Origin of the sequence: Pseudomonas simiae (assembly GCF_900111895.1) — a bacterium.
Lineage (GTDB): Bacteria > Pseudomonadota > Gammaproteobacteria > Pseudomonadales > Pseudomonadaceae > Aquipseudomonas > Aquipseudomonas simiae.
Window position 1 is genome coordinate 899,982 of the sequence record NZ_FOKB01000001.1, and the last position, 18,600, is coordinate 918,581.

Consider the following 18,600-nt stretch of genomic DNA (forward strand, 5'->3'; position numbering starts at 1 on the left):
ACTGTGGGAGCTGGCACGCCAGCTCCCACATAGGCTTTGTGGTGGGGCTCGTTGCAGAGTTAGACCTTGACGATCCAGCCTTGCGGCGCTTCAACGTCGCCGGTCTGCACGCCGGTCAGCTCTTTGTAGAGCTTCTGGGTGATCGGACCGACTTCGGTCTCGCTGTGGAACACGTGCAGCTTGCCGTTGTACTGGATGCCGCCGATTGGCGAGATCACTGCAGCCGTACCGCAGGCGCCGGCTTCCTTGAACTGGTCGAGCTTGTCGATGAACACTTCGCCTTCGACCACTTCCAGGCCCAGGCGGGTCTTGGCCAGTTCGATCAGCGACAGGCGGGTGATGCCTGGCAGCACCGACGGCGACTTCGGCGTGATGAACTTATTGTCGTGGGTGATCCCGAAGAAGTTGGCCGAGCCGACTTCTTCGATTTTCGAATGGGTCATCGGGTCCAGGTAGATCGCGTCGGCGAAACCGGACTTCTTCGCTTCGGAACCTGGCATCAGGCTGGCGGCATAGTTGCCACCGACCTTGGCGGCGCCGGTGCCTTGTGGTGCCGCGCGGTCGAAGGTGGAGATCTGGAAGTTATGTGGTACCAGGCCACCTTTGAAGTAGGCGCCGACGGGGATGCAGAACACGGAGAAGATGAACTCCGGGGCGGTCCGCACGCCGATGTTGTCACCGGTGCCGATCACGAACGGGCGCAGGTACAGCGCGCCGCCGCTGCCGTATGGCGGGATGAAGTGCTCGTTGGCCTTGACCACTTGCTTGCAGGCGTCGATGAACACGTCGGTCGGCACATGCGGCATCAGCAGGCGGGCGCAGCTGCGTTGCATGCGGGCGGCGTTCTGGTCCGGACGGAACAGGTTGATCGAACCGTCCTTGCAGCGGTAGGCCTTGAGGCCTTCAAAGCATTGCTGGCCGTAGTGCAGGGCAGTGGAGCCCTCGCTGATGTGCAGCACATTGTCATCGGTCAGGGTGCCTGCTTGCCATTCGCCGTTTTTCCAGACCTGGAGAAACCGCTTGTCGGTCTTGATGTAGTCAAAACCCAGCTTGTCCCAATTGATGCTTTCGTTACCCATGACACCCTCTATCTCTGGTCAACCGCCTGGTCGAAGGCAGGCTTGTCGGTTTTTTTCTGGATGGGCACAACAATACTTCATTCTTGGCCGGTGTGGGAGCGGGTGGGTGGGCCCTGCCGCGCTTTTACAGGTGCAGGGCGTGGCCCAACGCCCTTAACGCGGCTTCCTGAACGGCTTCGCCGAGGGTCGGGTGGGCGTGGATGGTGCCCGCCACATCTTCCAGACGTGAACCCATTTCCAGGCTCAGGCCAAAGGCGGTGGACAGCTCGGAGACACCCACCCCCACGGCCTGCCAGCCGACGATCAGGTGGTTGTCACGTCGCGCCACCACCCGCACGAAACCGGTCTTCGACTCCAGGGTCATGGCCCTGCCATTGGCCGCGAACGGGAAGCTCGACACGATGCAGTCCAATCCGGCGGCCTTGGCTTCGTCGGGTGTCTTGCCGACGACCACCAGTTCCGGGTCGGTAAAACACACGGCCGGGATCGCGGCCGGGTTGAATTCACGGTGTTTACCGCTGATCAGTTCGGCCACCATCTCGCCCTGGGCCATGGCGCGGTGCGCCAGCATCGGCTCGCCGCTCAAGTCACCGATGGCATACACGTTGCGCATGCTGGTCTGGCAGCGGCTGTCGATCTTGATCGCCGCGCCGTTCATCTCCAGGTTCAGCGCCTCGAGGTTCCAGCCTTGGGTGTTGGGCTTGCGACCCACAGCAACCAGCACCTGATCAGTTGCCAACGACACGGTGTCGCCATTCGGGTCGCGTACTTGCAGGCTGCCATCGGTAAAACCGGTGACACTGTGCTTGAGGTACAGCTTCACCCCCAGGTGCTTGAGGGATTCGTTCACCGGCTGCGTCAGCTCAGCATCATAGGCCGGCAGGATACGATCCTGGGCCTCGACTACGCTGACCTCGGCACCCAGCTTGCGGTAGGCAATGCCCAGCTCCAGGCCGATATAGCCGCCACCCACCACGATCAGGCGCTTGGGCACCCGCGTGGGCGCGAGCGCCTCGGTGGACGAGATGATCGGCCCGCCAATCGGCAGCATCGGCAGGTTGACGCTCTTTGAACCGGTGGCCAGCAGCAGGTGTTCGCACTGGATGCGCTGGTCGCCGACCTCGACGGTCTTTCCGTCTACGACCTTGGCCCAGCCGTGGATCACTTGCACCTTGTGCTTTTTCAGCAGCGCGGCGACGCCGGTGGTCAGGCGGTCGACGATGCCGTCTTTCCATTCCACGCTTTTGCGGATGTCCAGGGTCGGCACATCCACTTCGATGCCCAGGTGCGAACCCTGGCTATGGTGGATGGTTTGCTGGAACTGCTCGGCCACATGGATCAGGGCCTTGGACGGGATGCAGCCGATGTTCAGGCACGTGCCGCCCAGCGCCTGGCCTTCCACCAGGATGGTCGGGATGCCCAGTTGGCCGGCGCGGATCGCCGCCACATAACCGCCAGGGCCGCCGCCGATAATCAGCAGCGTGGTATTCAACGTCTGAGTCATGCGTTACTCCAGGAACAGGCTGGCGGGTTGTTCGAGCAGGCCGCGAATGGCCTGGATGAATTGCGCCGCGTCCATGCCATCGACTACACGGTGATCGAAGGAACTAGAGAGGTTCATCATCTTGCGCACCACGATCTGACCCTTGATCACCATCGGCCTTTCGACGATACGGTTGACGCCCACGATCGCCACTTCCGGCAGGTTCAGTACCGGCGTGCTGACGATGCCGCCCAAGGCACCCAGGCTGGTCAGGGTGATGGTTGAACCGGACAGCTCATCGCGACTGGCCTTGCCATTGCGCGCAGCAGTGGCCAAGCGGGCGATTTCTTCGGCGTTGCCCCACAGGCTGCGAGCTTCGGCGTGACGCACCACCGGCACCATCAGGCCTACGTCGCTTTGGGTGGCGACACCTACGTGCACCGCGCCAAGGCGGGTGATCACCTGGGCTTCATCGTCGTAACGCGCATTGATCTGCGGGAAGTCCCGCAGTGCAACCACCATGGCGCGCACGATAAACGGCAGCAGGGTCAACTTGCCACGCGTGGCGCCGTGCTTCTCGTTGAGGTGCACGCGCAACTCGTCGAGGGCGGTGACGTCGATCTCTTCTACATAGCTGAAATGCGCGGCACGACGGGTGGCGTCCTGCATGCGCTGTGCGATCTTGCGGCGCATGCCGATGACGGGGATCTGTTCTTCGGTGTTGCGTTCGGCGTAGGGATTGGTGGCTGTTGAAGGCTTTGACGCGCCTTGTTGCAGGTAGGCGTCGAGGTCCTCATGCAGAATCCGCCCGGCCGGACCGGAGCCCTGGACCAGGCGCAGTTGAATCCCCGCGTCCAATGCGTGCTTGCGTACGGCGGGGGAGGCCAATGGGCGTTCGTCGGCGGCACGCGCCACAGGCGCCTGGGCCGCGACAACCGGCGCTGGTTTGCTTTCAACCGCCACCGGCGCAGGCTTGGCTTCAACCACCGGTGCGGCTATCGGCGTCTCCTTCGCTGCCGGCGCTTCCTTGGCGTTGCCCGCACCTTCCACTTCAATGCTGATCAAAATACTGCCCACGGCCATGACTTCACCTGGCTCGCCGCCGAGGGAAATGACCTTGCCATGCACCGGCGAGGGAATGTCCACCATTGCCTTGTCGGTCATCACATCCGCCAGCACCTGGTCTTCGACGACCATGTCGCCGACCTTCACATGCCACACCGACAATTCAACTTCTGCGATGCCTTCACCAATGTCCGGCATCTTGATAACGTGCGTGCCCATTCAGACCTCCATGACCCGTTTCAACGCCGCGCCCACTCGGGACGGCCCTGGGAAATACGCCCACTCCTGCGCGTGCGGATAGGGGGTGTCCCAACCGGTGACGCGTTCGATCGGCGCTTCCAGGTGGTGGAAGCAATGCTCTTGCACCAGCGACACCAGCTCGGCACCAAAGCCGCAGGTGCGGGTGGCTTCATGTACCACCACGCAACGGCCGGTCTTTTTCACCGACTTGACGATGGTTTCCAGGTCCAGCGGCCACAGGCTGCGCAGGTCGATGACTTCGGCGTCGATGCCGGTCTCTTCGGCAGCGACTTGCGACACATACACCGTGGTGCCGTAGGTCAGCACCGTCACGGCCGAGCCCGGACGCACAATGGCGGCCACGTCCAGTGGCACGGTGTAGTAGCCGTCCGGCACTTGGGCTTGCGGGTGTTTCGACCACGGGGTCACCGGACGATCGTGATGGCCATCGAACGGGCCGTTGTACAGGCGTTTTGGCTCCAGGAAGATCACCGGGTCATCGTTTTCGATGGAGGCAATCAACAGGCCTTTGGCGTCATAGGGGTTCGACGGCATGACCGTGCGCAGCCCGCAGACCTGGGTGAACACCGCTTCGATACTCTGGCTGTGGGTCTGGCCGCCGTAGATGCCGCCGCCGCAAGGCATGCGCATGGTCAATGGCGCGGTGAACTGGCCGGCCGAGCGATAACGCAGGCGCGCTGCTTCGGAGATGATCTGGTCGGTGGCAGGGTAGACATAGTCGGCGAATTGGATCTCGGCCACCGGGCGCAGGCCGTAGGCGCCCATGCCCACCGCCACGCCGACAATGCCGCTTTCGGAGATCGGCGCGTCAAACACGCGAGAGCTGCCGTATTTGGTCTGCAAGCCTTCGGTGCACCGGAATACTCCGCCGAAATAGCCGACGTCCTGGCCAAATACCACCACGTTGTCGTCGCGTTCGAGCATCACATCCATGGCCGAGCGCAGGGCCTGGATCATGGTCATGGTGGTGGTGGTCATGGCGGTTTCCACTTCAATGCTGTTGTTGTGATCGTTCATGTCAGATCCCCAACTCTTGACGCTGGCGCTTCAAATGCTCCGGCATCTCTTTGTAGACGTCTTCGAACATCGTTGCGGCGCTTGGAATCTGGCCGCCGGCGAGGGTGCCGTACTGTTCGGCTTCTTTCTGTGCCTTGACCACTTCGGCTTCAAGTTCGGCACTGACCGCCGCGTGTTCCTCTTCGGACCACTGGCCCATCTTGATCAGGTGCTGCTTGAGACGGGCAATGGGGTCGCCGAGGGGGAAGTGGCTCCAGTCGTCGGCTGGGCGGTATTTCGAAGGGTCATCAGATGTGGAGTGCGGCCCGGCGCGGTAGGTGACCCACTCGATCAGCGTTGGCCCCAGGTTGCGGCGCGCACGCTCGGCAGCCCAGGCGGAAGCGGCGTACACCGCAATGAAGTCGTTGCCGTCCACGCGCAGGGAGGCGATGCCGCAACCGACGCCGCGTCCGGCGAAGGTGGTGGCTTCACCGCCGGCAATCGCCTGGAAGGTGGAGATCGCCCACTGGTTGTTGACCACGTTGAGGATCACCGGCGCGCGGTATACGTGGGCGAAGGTGAGGGCGGTGTGGAAGTCGGATTCGGCGGTGGCGCCGTCGCCGATCCAGGCGGAGGCGATCTTGGTATCGCCCTTGATCGCCGAGGCCATGCCCCAGCCCACGCCTTGTACGAATTGGGTGGCGAGGTTGCCGGAAATGGTGAAGAAGCCGGCGTCCTTGACCGAATACATGATTGGCAACTGGCGGCCCTTGAGCGGATCTCGCTCGTTGGACAGCAGTTGGCAGATCAGGTCCACCAGTGGCACTTCACGGGCCATCAGGATGCTTTGCTGGCGGTAGGTGGGGAAACACATGTCGTCGATGTTCAAGGCAAGGGCCTGGGCGCTGCCGATGGCTTCTTCGCCGAGGCTCTGCATATAGAACGACATTTTTTTCTGACGCTGGGCGACCACCATGCGGTTGTCGAAGATCCGCGTCTTGAGCATGGCGCGCATGCCTCTGCGCATGATTTCGACGGAAACACCTTCGGCCCACGGCCCCAGGGCCTGGCCCTGGTCGTCGAGCACGCGGATCAGGCCCTTGGCCAGGTCGGCGGTGTCGGCGGGTTCTACGTCGATGGCGGGTTTGCGCACGGTACCGGCGTCGGTCAGGCGCAGGTAAGTGAAGTCGGTCTTGCAGCCTGGGCGGCCCGAGGGTTCAGGGACGTGCAGGCGCAGTGGTTCATACTGCTGGGTCATGGCTTTCTACGCTCTATCTTGTGAATTTCTTGTAGTGGGCGCGCTAGCTGACAGTCAGCCTCCGGATAGGAGAAATCTTGTCCTACAACAATCATAGGCGGGGCGTAGAAGAATATTTATCTGTGTTTCATTGCGCTCACGATCATTTGCGGATAAAAAAACTGCATAAACATAATAAACAGGTGATTTTGTCTCATGCGCAAACTGGACCGTACCGATATCGGCATTCTCAACGCCCTGCAGGAGAACGCCCGCATCACCAATGCCGACCTGGCCCGCTCGGTGAACCTGTCGCCCACGCCGTGTTTCAATCGGGTGAAAGCGATGGAGGAACTGGGCTTGATCCGTGACCAGGTCACGCTGCTCGACGCCGATTTGCTGGGGCTGCACGTCAACGTGTTCATCCACGTCAGCCTGGAAAAACAGAATGAGTTGGCGTTGCAGCAGTTCGAAGGCGCGATCTCCGACCGGCCCGAAGTGATGGAGTGCTACCTGATGGCCGGTGACCCGGACTATCTGATCCGGGTGCTGGTGCCGACGATCCAGTCGCTGGAGCGTTTCATGATGGACTTTTTGACCAAGGTACCGGGGGTGGCGAACATCCGGTCGAGCTTTGCGTTGAAGCAGGTGCGCTACAAGACTGCGCTGCCGTTGCCGGCCAATGGTATCAACCTCGGTTAGAGGTGGTTGATCGGGATCTTCAGGTACACCACTCCATTGTCCTCAGCCGGCGGCATATTCCCCGCCCGCACATTCACCTGGATCGCCGGCAGCAACAGCGTCGGCATCCCCAGCCCGGCATCGCGCTGGGTGCGCATCTCGACAAACGTGGCTTCATCCACGCCATCATGCACATGGATATTTCCTGCGCGCTGCTCCGCCACCGTGGTCCGGCACTTTGCCTTACGGCCGTCGGGCGGGTAGTCGTGGCAGACGTACAGTTCGGTTTCCAATGGAAAGGCCAGCAACTTGCGCATCGACGCATACAACTGCCGCGCATCCCCTCCGGGAAAGTCACAGCGCGCCGTGCCGACATCCGGCATGAACAGCGTGTCGCCCACCAGAATCAGTCGGCCATCGATCAGGTAGGCCATGTCCGCCGGGGTATGCCCAGGCACATGCAGGGCCTGGGCCTTGAGGGTGCCGATGTGGAACACCTCATCCGGCGCAAACAGATGATCGAACTGCGAGCCATCCACGCGAAACTCCGGCTCCAGGTTGAACAGGTTCTTGAACACGCCCTGCACTTTGCTGATCGACTGTCCGATGGCGATCTTGCCGCCCAGCGTCCGGCGCAGGTAAGGCGCGGCAGACAAGTGATCGGCGTGGGCGTGGGTTTCCAGCAACCATTGCACCTGCAGGCTGTGCTCGCGCACAAAGGCAATGATCTTGTCTGCCTGGACGGTCTCGGTGCGCCCCGAGGCCGGGTCGTAGTTGAGCACCGAATCGACGATGGCACAGGGGCCGCCATCGCCTTCATAAACGACGTAGGTGTAGGTCGATGATGCCTCGTCCAGAAAGGCTTGAATCAGCGCTGGCATGGCGTTTGTCCCGGGTGAAGAAAAAAGTAGTTACAATCAGTTTATGTTTTCACATAATGTTTCGAGCTTAAGTGACAAAAAGGACCCGAAGCAAATGGAATCTACTCTGAGTGAGGGCGAAGTCGCCCAGCTGCGCGCATCGGCGTCCAAGGCCTGTTCCTTGCTCAAGGCCCTGGCCAATGAGGACCGCTTGTTGATCCTGTGCCAACTGACCCAGGGCGAGCGCAATGTCGGCGAACTCGAAGCCCTGACCGGCGTGCGTCAGCCGACGCTGTCTCAACAGTTGGGCATCCTGCGTGACGAAGGGTTGGTCGCCACCCGTCGGGAAGGTAAATACATCTTCTACGGGCTGGCCAGCCACGAAGTGATTCAAGTCATGAAGACCCTGTCCGGGCTGTACTGCGGCGCGGTCATAAAAAGCTGGGCGTGACGCCATCTGGCAGCGACCCTTGTGTGCATGTATGACAAAGGCGATAGACCATGACCGACCAACACTGGGGACCGACCATCAGTGGCGACATCGTAGTCATCGGCGGCGGCTCGGCAGGCATTGGCCTGCTGGCCAGTCTGCTCAAGCGCGACCCGAATCTGAACATCATCCTGATCGAACCGAGCGACCACCATTGCTACCAGCCCGCGTGGACCTTGGTGGGTGGCGGCGCCTACGACCTGAAAAAAACCCGCCGCCCGCTGGCGGATGTATTGCCCAATGGCGTTACCTGGGTGCAGGCCGCCGTCAGCGAAATACTGCCCGACGAGCAGACCCTGATCCTCGACAGCGGCCAGCGCGTCAGCTGGCAACACCTGATCGTATGCCCCGGCCTGAGGCTGGCGTGGGAGAAGATCGAAGGCCTGCAAGACACCCTCGGCAAGCATGGCGTCACCTCCAACTACAGCTACCAACACGCCGCCTATACCTGGCAACTGGTCCGGCAACTCAAGGGCGGCAAGGCGATCTTCACCCAGCCGGCCATGCCGATCAAATGCGCAGGCGCGCCGCAAAAAGCCATGTACCTGTCCTGCGATCACTGGCTCAAGCGGGGCGTGCTGAAAAACATCGACGTCGAATTCAACCTGGCCGGCGCCGCGCTGTTCGGCGTGGCGACGTTCGTGCCGCCGTTGATGAAATACGTAGAGAAGTACAACGCGCGCCTGGCGTTCAATGCCAACCTGGTGAAAGTCGACGGCCCGGCACGCAAGGCCTGGTTCGAAGTGAAGGACGTCGAAGGCAATGCTCGCATTGAAGAAAAATCCTTCGACTTGCTGCACGTCGTCCCACCGCAAGTCTCCCCGGATTTCATCCGCCAAAGCCCTTTGGCCGACGCCGCCGGCTGGTGCGAAGTGAACCCCCACAGCCTGCAACACCTGCGTTACCCGCACATCTTCGGCCTGGGTGACGTGTGCGGCACCACCAACGCCAAGACCGCCGCTGCGGTACGCAAGCAGATCGTGGTGGTTGCCGAGAACCTGCTGGCCCTGCGCAAACAGGCGCCGCTGCCGCTCAAGTACGATGGTTACGGCTCCTGCCCATTGACGGTGGAGAAGGGCAAGGTGGTGTTGGCCGAGTTCGGCTACGGCGGCAAGTTACTGCCGACCTTCCCCCTGGACCCGACCCAGGCACGTCGCTCGATGTGGTTTCTCAAGGCCACGCTGCTGCCATGGTTCTACTGGAATGGCATGCTCAAGGGCCGCGAGTGGTTGACCCGTCTGAGCAAGGTGGACTGAATGCTGCTGGCCAGTGTGTTGGGATTATTGATGGGCGTGGTCATGGGGTTGACGGGCGCAGGCGGCGGCATCCTTGGGGTGCCGGCGCTGGTGCTGGGCCTTGGCTTGAGCATGACCCAGGCGGCGCCGGTGTCGTTGCTCGCCGTCGGTGCGGCGGCAGCGGTGGGGGCGATCGACGGTTTGCGCCATGGTCTGGTGCGTTATCGTGCTGCGTTGCTGATCGCGTTGCTCGGCGCGCTGTTCTCCCCGGTGGGGGTGTTTGTCGCCCACCAATTGCCGGAACCGCTGTTGATGGGCTTGTTCAGCGCGTTGATGGTGCTGGTCGCCTGGCGCATGTTGCAGCGCGAAAAAAACCAGCCGGGACCCAGTGACCATGGCAGCGCGTCCTGGGGGCAGAAGAACTGCATGCTCAACCAGCAGACCGGGCGCTTGGCCTGGACCGCCAAATGCAGCGCCACCCTGGCCGCACTGGGCGCGGTGACGGGGGCGGTCTCGGGTTTGCTCGGGGTGGGCGGCGGCTTTTTGATCGTACCGGCGTTCAAGCAACTCACCGACGTGCAGATGCGCGGCATCGTCGCCACGTCGCTGATGGTGATCAGCCTGATTTCGCTGATCGGCGTGGCCGGCGCGTTGCATGCCGGGGTGCGCATCGAATCCGTGGGCTGGGTATTTATCGCGGCGAGTATCGTCGGCATGCTGATCGGCCGGCGCCTGTGCTCGGTGGTTGCCGCACGCACGTTGCAGGTGGGGTTTGCCAGCCTGTGTGTGGTGGTGGCTATCGGCATGCTGGTCAGCGCCTTGCTTTGAACGTAATCGTTCCTACGCGGCGGGAACGATCAAGCGCCCTCATCCCATCGCATCCCCCTACCCAGTACCCAAGTAGCATAGGTCCCAACCCCCGCTCTTCGTAAACTCATGCCTCAGAGGGGGAGGCAACGATGCATAACGGTGAAGGCGTAGTCAGTGCCATGTCCCAGGCCACCGATGCCGGGCAGGCCGCCGAGGAGTTGGCGCGGCAACTGCTGCATCCGTACCTGGGCTTCGTGCTGTTTTTCTGCTCGGCGTCCTACGACCTGCAGGCCCTGGGCCAGGCCCTGCAAGCGTGTTTCGGCAACGTGCGCGTGGTGGGCTGCACCAGCGCCGGCGAGATCACGCCCGAGGGCTACGGCCGCAATTGCGTGACGGCAATGGGCTTTAACCACGCGCACTTTTCCATCGCCACGGAGCTGATCGACCAGGTGGAACACTTCAGCCTGATCGATGCCCAGCAGATGGTCGAACGTCTCGTCGGCGGTTGCCGCAGCAATACCCTGGCACCGATCAAGGGCAACACCTTCGCCCTGACCCTGCTCGATGGCTTGTCCAGCCGTGAAGAGGTGGTGCTCGCTGCCCTCAGCGCGGCGCTTGGCGACATTCCGCATTTCGGCGGTTCGGCCGGCGACGACAATTTCCTCACCCACACCCACGTGTATTTCAACGGCGCTTTCCACAGCGGTGCGGCGGTGGTGGTGCTGGTCAATACCTGGCTGGATTTCGAGGTGTTCACCACCCACCACATCCTGCCGCGCAGCGAAAAACTGGTGGTCACCGGCGCCGACAGCCCGTCGCGCCGGGTCTTCGAGCTCAATGCCGAACCGGCCGCCGAAGAATACGCGCGGCATATCGGCGTGGCAGTGGCCGACCTCGATCACCGGGTCTTCGCGGCGCATCCGTTGGCGGTACGCATCCACGACCAGTACTACGTGCGGGCGATCCAGCAAGTGCACGACGACCTCAGCCTGAGTTTCTACTGCGCGGTGGAAAACGGCATCGTCCTCACCGTGATGAAGCCCGGGCTGATCCTGCCGAACCTGCAAACCCTGTTCGACGGCTTGCAAGCGCGCCTTGGCGACCTGCTGTTGACCATCGGCTGCGACTGCTTCCTGCGCCGCCTGGAGTTGGAAGACAGCGACAATCTGGAACAGATCGGCGGTTTCCTGCGTGACCAGCGGGTGATGGGCTTCAACACCTACGGAGAACAGTTCAATGGCATGCATATCAACCAGACCTTCACTGGAGTCGCCATTGCCCGAGGTCGGCGCTGAACTGCTCGCCCAGGTTGCCCAGCTGCAACAGGACAACCACAAGCTGGCACGGATCAACGCCGCGCTGATCGAACGCATCGAGTCCGGCATGGCCCAGGGCAATAACCCTTACACCACCTTTCAGCATTCCGTGGTGCTGGCCGAGCAAGTGCGTGAACGCACCGACGCGCTGAACCAAGCGATGGCCGAACTCAAGGCCAGCAACCACTTGCTGATCAACGCCCGGCTGCGCGCCGAAACCCTGCGCGGCGAACAGGTCGCGGCACAAAAGGCCCAGGAAAGCGAACGCTGGATTCGCCTGATCACCGATAACGTCCCGGCCCTGATCGGCTACCTGAACGCCGACCTGGTCTACGAGTTCACCAACAAAGTCTATGAAGAATGGTATTGCTGGCCGCGCGGCATGATGCTCGGCCAGAGCCTGCGCGAGGTCCACAGTGAGCAACACTGCCAGCGCCTGGACGCCTACGTCGCCCGCGCCCTGGCGGGGGAGAGCGTGACCTTTGAATTCGCCGAGACCAACATCAATAATCAGGAGCGCTACATGCTGCGCTCCTATGTGCCGAATACGCTGGCCAGCGGCGAAGTGGTAGGGATCTTCGTGCTGATCCGCGACATCACCGAACGCCGCCGCACCGCCGAAGCCCTGCATCAGGCCTATCAGCACCTGGAGCAACGCGTGGCCCAGCGCACCTCGGAACTGACCGCGCTCAACGACCAGTTATTGCAGGAGATCGACGAGCGCCGCCGTGTGGAGGCGCGCCTGCGTGAAGCCAAGCTGGAGGCCGAGCAGGCCAACCTGTCAAAAACCAAATTCCTCGCCGCCGTCAGTCATGACCTGCTGCAACCTTTGAATGCGGCGCGCCTGTTTACCAGCGCGCTGCTGGAGCGGCCCAGCGAAACGTTGGTGCGCAACGTGAGCAACTCCCTGGAAGACGTGGAAAACCTGCTGGGCACCCTGGTGGATATTTCCAAGCTGGATGCCGGGGTGATCAAGGCCGACATCGCGCCGTTTGCCCTGAGTGAACTGCTCGACAACCTGGCCGCCGAGTACACCGAGTTGGCCCGCAGCGAGGGCCTGGCGCTGCATTTTGTCGGCTGCTCGGCGTTGGTGCGCAGCGATATTCAGCTGCTGGCGCGGATTCTGCGCAACCTGTTGAGCAATGCGATTCGCTACACCTACAACGGGCGTGTGGTGCTGGGGTGTCGCCGCCAGCATCAGCGTTTGTTGATCCAGGTGTGGGACAGCGGCATGGGCATCGCCGAGGAGCGGTTGGAGGAGATTTTCCAGGAGTTCAAGCGCGGTGATGTGCAGCGGCCCGACCAGGACCGGGGGTTGGGCCTGGGGCTGGCGATTGTGGAAAAGATCGCCGGGATCCTGGGTCATCGTATCAGCGTCAAATCCTGGCCGGGTAAAGGCTCGATGTTCTCGGTGGAGGTGCCGTTGAGCGCCACGGCGCCCAAGTCGCTGCCAATACTGGCCATGAGCGAACCGATGCTCGAACGCCTGCAAGGCGCGCGGGTGTGGGTGCTGGATAACGACGCGGCGATCTGCGCGGGCATGCGCACCTTGCTGGAAGGCTGGGGCTGCCAGGTGATCACGGCGTTGTCGGAGCAAGACCTGGCACGACAGGTGGATAACTACCATGCCGAAGCCGACTTGCTGATCGCCGACTACCACCTCGACGACGACCAGAACGGCGTCGACGCCGTCGCCCGCATCAATGGACGACGCGGCCGCGCGATACCGGCGTTGATGATCACCGCCAACTACAGCAATGAGTTGAAGCAGCAGATCCGCGAGTTGGGACACACCCTGATGCACAAGCCGGTACGCCCGATGAAACTCAAGACCGCCATGAGCCACCTGCTCGGCAAATGAACGGCGAAATACCCACAAGTGGAGATCAAAATGTGGGAGGGGGCTTGCGCCCGATAGCGGTGGGTCAGTCGACATCATAACTGACTGATGCACCGCCATCGGGAGCAAGCCCCCTCCCACATTTGACCGGTGTGGTGTGAGGCGGGTCAGCGGCGCAGGTAAGAGCCGAAATCGATATCCCCGGCGCTGAGGATCGCCTGCACCCGGTTATGCACATTCAATTTGCGCAGGATCGCCGACACGTGGGCCTTTACTGTGGTCTCGGCAATCTCCAGCGTGTACGCGATCTGTTTGTTCGACTCGCCCTTGGTCATGCGTTCCAGCACCAGCAATTGCTTGCGCGTCAGGGCTTGCAGCAGTTCGGGGGCGAAGCCGGGGTTTTCGTTGAGGCGCCGGTGGGTGCCAGGCTTCTGGGTGCGGATGATGTCCGGCGGCAGGTACACGTTGCCGTTGAGAATCTGCTGGATCGCCTCGGTCATTTGCAGGCGCGGCGAGGATTTGGTGATAAAGCCCACGGCGCCATAGGTGATGGCTTGCAGCACGACTTGCTTGTCCTGCTCGGCCGAGACGATCACCACCGGAATGGTCGGCGCCTCGTTGCGCAGGTTGATCAGGCCATTGAGGCCGTGCATGCCGGGCATGTTCAGGTCGAGGAGGATCAGGTCGAGGTCGTCGTGTTCCTGGGTCAAGGCAAGGGCGCTGTCGAGGTCGGCGGTTTCCATCACTTCGCTGCCGGGAAAGCCGTCGCTGATGACGTTATGGATCGCTTCGCGAAACAGTGGGTGATCGTCGGCAATCAGGATTTTGTACATGGCCGTTCACCTTGCTTATTGTGATGTTTGAAATGGCTCGGGTTGGGCGACCGTCACCGGCAGCTTCGCCGCTTCCCAGGCATCCAGTCCGTCGCGATACCAGTACACAGAGGTATAGCCGAGGTTGGCGGCACGTTTTACCGCGTTCCAACTCAGCCAGCAATCGGAGCGGCAATAGAAGACCAACGGTCGCTTGAGGTCGCCGCCGCTGTAGGCATACAGGTGGCGCACGAAATAGCTTTGCCACTCCGGCGTCAGGTCGCCGTCGCCCGTATTGGCCAGCCAGTGGCTGCCGGGCAGGTTGGCGTGGGGCTGGTCTTCGATGAAGCGACCTTGCAGCCACTGGCGGCGGTACACGTCGATCAGCACGGGCGCGGGTGTTTGGCTGAGCAGGGTTTGCAGCGCCGCAGTGTCGACAATCGTGGCACCGGGCAGGTGGTCGGGCGTGGGGCTGCGGTACAGGCTGATGCGGTAGCCGTCGGCGGAAAACAGAGGGGCGTCAGCCTGGACGTTGGCGACGAACAGGCACAGCAGTGCCAACAGAGGCAGTCGGGCGTACAGCATGGCAGGGCGATCCTTATCGTTATGCGCGCATTACACGTGAGTCCCGAGCCCTTGGGAATGCGACGATAGACAGGAAAACCAGTACTAAAGTAGTAGTTTTTGCCGCCGTCAGCCCTTTTTGCGCAACGCCGCATGCTGGGGATTGAAGGTCAGCACCGCCAACACCGCGAACAGCACGGTCAAGCCCAGGCACACCGCCAAGGCCAGGCCGGCGAAGCGTTCGTACAGGGCGAAGCGCACCAGCTCCACAGCGTGGGTAAACGGGTTGATCGCACACAGCCAGTACAGCCATTCACTGGAGTCGCGCATCTTCCACAGCGGGTACAGCGCCGAAGAAAGGAAAAACAGCGGGAAGATCACGAAGTTCATCACCCCGGCAAAGTTCTCCAGTTGGCGAATCGCGTTCGACAGCAACAGGCCCAGGGCGCTCAACATCAAGGCCACCAGCAGCAACGCCGGCAGGGCGATCAACAGCCCCATGGCCGGTGGTTGCACGCCGTACACCCAGGCAATCGCCAGGAACCCATACACCTGCAACAGTGAAATCAGCGCGGTGGCCAACAGCTTGCTGCACAGCAAAAACGTGCGCGGCAACGGGCTGGTCAGCAGCACGCGCATGCTGCCCATCTCGCGGTCGTAGACCATCGACAGCGAGCCTTGCATGCCGTTGAACAGCAGGATCATGCAGGCCAGCCCCGGGATGATGTACACCTCGTAGGGGATGTAGGTGTCGTAGGGTTCGATCACCGAGATGCCCAACGCGGCGCGGAACCCGGCGGCGAACACCAGCAGCCACAGCAATGGGCGCACCAGCGCACTGAGAAACCGCGTGCGCTGCAACACAAATCGCAGCCACTCGCGCAGCACGATGCCGCGCAGGCATTGCCAGTAAGCGTTCATGCCGCTGCTCCCGTCGTGGTGGGGCGAGTCAAACGCGCGAACACACTGCCGAGGTCGCCGCCTTGTTGCGCGATCAAGGCATCGACTTGCCCACGGGCCACCAGACGACCCTGATGCAGAATCATCAACGCATCGTCGGCCTGCACTTCGTCGAGCAGGTGGGTGGTCCACAGTACGCTGATGCCGTGTTCGAGGCACAGGCTGCGCACGTGCTGGTTCAGCGCCAGGCGGCTGGCCGGGTCGAGGCCGACGCTGGCTTCATCCAACAGCAGCAAGCGCGGCTCATGCAGCAACGCCCGGGCGATTTCCACCCGGCGCCGGTGTCCGCCGTTGAGCTCGCGGACTTTTTCGCGGCGCCGTTCCGTGAGGGCCTGGCGTGCCAGTTCGGCGGCTACGCGCAGGTCGGTCTGGCGCCGCGATAAACCATGCAGCGCGGCGTGGTAGCGCAGGTTCTGTTCCACGCTCAGATCCAGGTCCAGGGTGCTTTGCTGGAACACCACACCCAGCTGGGTGAGGGCCGCACGCGGTGCCTCACGCAGGGAGTGACCGCCCACGCGGATGTCGCCGCTTTGCAGGTCATACAGCCGCGTGAGCAGGGCGATCAAGGTGGATTTGCCGGCGCCATTGGGCCCCAGCAGCGCCGCAAAGCGCCCCGGTGCAAGGCTGAAACTCACCTCGCACAAGGCCTGCCGTGCGCCGTAGGCGAAACTCACGTCGCGCACCTCCAGGGCGTTCATGGTGTGACCACCACGCCCCACGGGTAACGCCCGACCTTCACCGACTTGATCACCTTGAGGCTGTCCACATCGATCACCGACACATCGCCGCTCACGCCGTTGGTGACCAGCAACTGTTTCTCGTCCGGGGTAAATGCCATCTGCCACACGCGGCGGCCCACCAACAGGTAGTCGAGGACCTCGAAGGTCTTGGCGTCGATCACGGCCACATGGTTGGCCGGGCCGAGGGCGACAAAGCCGTACTTGCCGTCGGCGCTGAGCTTGATGCCGACCGGCTGGACTTTGTCCGGGTGCACGCCCTTGATGCTGAAGGTCAGGGTCTTGAGGATCGCGCGGCTGGCTACGTCGAGGATGGTCACGGTGCCGCCGATTTCCGCCGAGGCCCACAGCTGCGAGCCATCGTGGTTGAACTCGACGAAGCGCGGGCGCTGGTCCACCAGGGTGCTGTCGGCCAGGGTCTGGGTGCTGGTGTCGATCCAGTGCAGCATGTTGGTGGTTTCGCTGGTGTTCACCGCCCACTTGCCATCCGGGCTCACGGCCATGCCTTCGGGTTCGACGCCGACGTTGATCTGGCCGAGCACCTTGGCGGTCTCGGTGTCGATCACGGTGACCAGCGCGTCGTCTTCGTTGGACACATACAGCCAACGGTTATTGGGGTGCAGGGCGAACTGCTCGGGGTCTTTGCCGGAGGGCAGTTCCTTGATGATCTTGCGCGTGGCCACGTCCATCACCTGCACGCGGTCCGAGTCGCTGGCGCAGATGTACAGCAGCTTGTTGTCATGGGACAGCAGCAAGCCTCGCGGACGCTGGCCGACCTTGAGGGTGTCGGTGACTTGCAGGGACTGCATGTCGATCAGGCTCAGGCTGTTGTCTTTCTCGTTGGAGACCCAGGCGGTACTGGCCACGGCGTGCCCGGCGGCAAGCAGCAGGGCGCATGAGAGCAGGGTGCGGCGCATGGCGGAGTCCTTATTATTGTGGGTAGGTGATCAAGGGAAGCGGCAGGTCACCTCGGGTTTGTCATAGCCCAGGCTGTCCATTTCGTTGGTGGGGTGCAGGAAGCCGTCCTGGGGCGAGGTGCTGACCAGCGCGCGGGGCTGCACGATGGGAATCGGTTGGCGCAGTTGGCCGTTCCAGGGGCGGTAGCTAAGCTTGCGGCCCTTGAAACCATCCAGGGGCAGTTGCTCGCTGATTTCCAGTTGACGGATCGCCATGGGCTCGACCTGGCGCAACTTGCTCACTGCACTGGCGATGCTGCGCACGGCCATCCAGGCGGCGAAGTCGCGGTCGTTCATCCAGCGCCCGGCCAGGGCCTCGAAGCGTTTCTGCAATTGGGCAGCGCCGTAGGTCTCGACGGTTTTGTGCCAGCCAGTGGGCGTCAGGCCCTGAGTGCCGGCGACGGGGCGCGGGTACCAGGTTTGGTAGGGCACGTACTCGCCGAAGTCGCCGCGCTCGTCGGCCACCAACACCACGTCGTATTCGGCGGTCTGGGTGAACAGCGGCATATCCGCCTGGGCGCTGCGGCGTTGGTCGTTATCGAAGCGCCAGGCCTTTTCCGCCACCCACTGCACGCCGAAGCGTTTGGCGGCGCGACGCAGGGCGGCGGCGTAGGCCTGGTCATCCTCGGTGGGGCCGACGATCAACAGCGCTTTCTGCCATTTGCGCACGACCAGGAACTGCGCCAGCGCATCGGCGAGCATCGCGCGGCTGGGCAGCGTATGCAGCACGTTGCCCAGGCAGGCGGTGCTGCGCAGGCTGTCATCCGGGCTGCCGGCATTGAACAGCAGGCTGTCGGGCAGCGCCGCGCTGAGTTGGCGCAGGCTGGCGGCAGGCGCGTTGACCACGAACAGGCGCAGGCCTTGGGCATGCTGGGCTTGGGCGGCGGCGAGCAGGGCGTCTGGGGTGTCTACCGTGGCGGTCGTCAGGCTATAGCGCTGGTTGAGAAAGGCGCCGGTGCTGTTGCTGTCGAGGATCGCCAGTTCAGCGCCGCGCTGCCCGGCATCGGCAGGCTCGGGAATGACGTTCGACAGCAGCGGGCCCGGATCGGGCCGATAACCCAGGTAGCCGATCTGCACCTGCAAGGGCGCTTCAGCGGCCTGGCCGTTGGCGGCCCAGGCGATTGCCAGCAGGCAGATCACGGCGTAGGGGGCGAGCTGGCGCATAAGGCACTCCATGACAGGTAGCGCCAGCATAGGAACCCTGAACGTCGCTGCAAA

The 18,600-nt window shown here is 62.6% G+C and carries 18 protein-coding genes; 6 read left to right on the top strand and 12 right to left on the bottom strand.

Annotation, left to right across the window (positions count from 1 at the left end):
- Positions 1 to 59: 59 nt before the first annotated feature.
- From BMZ57_RS04355 to BMZ57_RS04375, 5 genes are all read right to left on the bottom strand, one after another.
- Positions 60 to 1,079, bottom strand: coding sequence for a branched-chain amino acid aminotransferase (locus BMZ57_RS04355; protein WP_021492858.1), 1,020 nt, complete (start codon positions 1,077 to 1,079; stop codon positions 60 to 62).
- Positions 1,080 to 1,203: 124 nt separating this feature from the next.
- Positions 1,204 to 2,583: a dihydrolipoyl dehydrogenase gene (gene lpdA, locus BMZ57_RS04360; protein ID WP_010209331.1), complete on the bottom strand. Its 1,380-nt coding sequence runs from the start codon at positions 2,581 to 2,583 to the stop codon at positions 1,204 to 1,206.
- Between the two features lie 3 nt (positions 2,584 to 2,586).
- Positions 2,587 to 3,846 carry a dihydrolipoamide acetyltransferase family protein gene (locus BMZ57_RS04365; RefSeq protein ID WP_021492856.1) on the bottom strand — a complete coding sequence of 420 codons (1,260 nt, stop codon included), beginning with the start codon at positions 3,844 to 3,846 and terminating at the stop codon, positions 2,587 to 2,589.
- The gene (locus tag BMZ57_RS04370) at positions 3,847 to 4,905 is read right to left on the bottom strand and encodes an alpha-ketoacid dehydrogenase subunit beta (RefSeq protein ID WP_010209333.1); all 1,059 of its coding nucleotides are present in this window, start codon (positions 4,903 to 4,905) and stop codon (positions 3,847 to 3,849) included.
- Position 4,906: 1 nt separating this feature from the next.
- A complete protein-coding gene (locus BMZ57_RS04375) occupies positions 4,907 to 6,142 on the bottom strand; it encodes a 3-methyl-2-oxobutanoate dehydrogenase (2-methylpropanoyl-transferring) subunit alpha (protein WP_044287408.1) in 1,236 nt (411 codons plus the stop codon).
- Between the two features lie 195 nt (positions 6,143 to 6,337).
- Here BMZ57_RS04375 and bkdR point away from each other — a divergent pair, with 195 nt between their 5' ends.
- Positions 6,338 to 6,823: a Bkd operon transcriptional regulator BkdR gene (gene bkdR, locus BMZ57_RS04380; protein ID WP_010209335.1), complete on the top strand. Its 486-nt coding sequence runs from the start codon at positions 6,338 to 6,340 to the stop codon at positions 6,821 to 6,823.
- Here the strand turns inward: bkdR and BMZ57_RS04385 are convergent.
- Positions 6,820 to 7,683: an MBL fold metallo-hydrolase gene (locus BMZ57_RS04385; RefSeq protein ID WP_010209336.1), complete on the bottom strand. Its 864-nt coding sequence runs from the start codon at positions 7,681 to 7,683 to the stop codon at positions 6,820 to 6,822. The two genes, bkdR and BMZ57_RS04385, sit on opposite strands and share 4 nt — an antisense overlap.
- Positions 7,684 to 7,777: 94 nt before the next feature.
- Between BMZ57_RS04385 and BMZ57_RS04390 the strand changes: the two genes are divergently transcribed.
- From BMZ57_RS04390 to BMZ57_RS04410, 5 genes are all read left to right on the top strand, one after another.
- A complete protein-coding gene (locus BMZ57_RS04390) occupies positions 7,778 to 8,113 on the top strand; it encodes an ArsR/SmtB family transcription factor (RefSeq protein ID WP_005789341.1) in 336 nt (111 codons plus the stop codon).
- A gap of 50 nt (positions 8,114 to 8,163) precedes the next feature.
- Positions 8,164 to 9,408: an NAD(P)/FAD-dependent oxidoreductase gene (locus tag BMZ57_RS04395; protein WP_010209337.1), complete on the top strand. Its 1,245-nt coding sequence runs from the start codon at positions 8,164 to 8,166 to the stop codon at positions 9,406 to 9,408.
- The gene (locus BMZ57_RS04400; protein ID WP_044287406.1) at positions 9,409 to 10,215 is read left to right on the top strand and encodes a sulfite exporter TauE/SafE family protein; all 807 of its coding nucleotides are present in this window, start codon (positions 9,409 to 9,411) and stop codon (positions 10,213 to 10,215) included.
- 131 nt (positions 10,216 to 10,346) lie between these two features.
- A complete protein-coding gene (gene nosP, locus BMZ57_RS04405; protein WP_021492853.1) occupies positions 10,347 to 11,492 on the top strand; it encodes a nitric oxide-sensing protein NosP in 1,146 nt (381 codons plus the stop codon).
- Positions 11,434 to 13,374 (top strand): PAS domain-containing hybrid sensor histidine kinase/response regulator, encoded by a 1,941-nt coding sequence (locus BMZ57_RS04410; RefSeq protein ID WP_042572084.1) that lies wholly within the window; start codon positions 11,434 to 11,436, stop codon positions 13,372 to 13,374. The genes nosP and BMZ57_RS04410 overlap by 59 nt, the downstream gene beginning before the upstream one ends.
- 146 nt (positions 13,375 to 13,520) lie before the next feature.
- Here the strand turns inward: BMZ57_RS04410 and BMZ57_RS04415 are convergent, their stop codons facing one another.
- The 6 genes from BMZ57_RS04415 to BMZ57_RS04440 all read right to left on the bottom strand — a co-directional run bounded on the left by BMZ57_RS04415 (position 13,521) and on the right by BMZ57_RS04440 (position 18,546).
- A complete protein-coding gene (locus BMZ57_RS04415) occupies positions 13,521 to 14,186 on the bottom strand; it encodes a response regulator transcription factor (protein WP_010209341.1) in 666 nt (221 codons plus the stop codon).
- Between the two features lie 15 nt (positions 14,187 to 14,201).
- Positions 14,202 to 14,750: a PQQ-dependent catabolism-associated CXXCW motif protein gene (locus BMZ57_RS04420; RefSeq protein WP_021492852.1), complete on the bottom strand. Its 549-nt coding sequence runs from the start codon at positions 14,748 to 14,750 to the stop codon at positions 14,202 to 14,204.
- Positions 14,751 to 14,858: 108 nt separating this feature from the next.
- On the bottom strand, positions 14,859 to 15,650 hold the full coding sequence (locus BMZ57_RS04425) for an ABC transporter permease (RefSeq protein ID WP_021492851.1): 792 nt from the start codon (positions 15,648 to 15,650) through the stop codon (positions 14,859 to 14,861).
- Positions 15,647 to 16,387: an ABC transporter ATP-binding protein gene (locus BMZ57_RS04430; protein ID WP_021492850.1), complete on the bottom strand. Its 741-nt coding sequence runs from the start codon at positions 16,385 to 16,387 to the stop codon at positions 15,647 to 15,649. The genes BMZ57_RS04425 and BMZ57_RS04430 overlap by 4 nt, the downstream gene beginning before the upstream one ends.
- A complete protein-coding gene (locus tag BMZ57_RS04435; RefSeq protein WP_042572087.1) occupies positions 16,384 to 17,343 on the bottom strand; it encodes a YVTN family beta-propeller repeat protein in 960 nt (319 codons plus the stop codon). The genes BMZ57_RS04430 and BMZ57_RS04435 overlap by 4 nt, the downstream gene beginning before the upstream one ends.
- A gap of 30 nt (positions 17,344 to 17,373) precedes the next feature.
- Positions 17,374 to 18,546, bottom strand: coding sequence for an ABC transporter substrate-binding protein (locus tag BMZ57_RS04440; protein WP_021492848.1), 1,173 nt, complete (start codon positions 18,544 to 18,546; stop codon positions 17,374 to 17,376).
- Positions 18,547 to 18,600 lie beyond the last annotated feature (54 nt).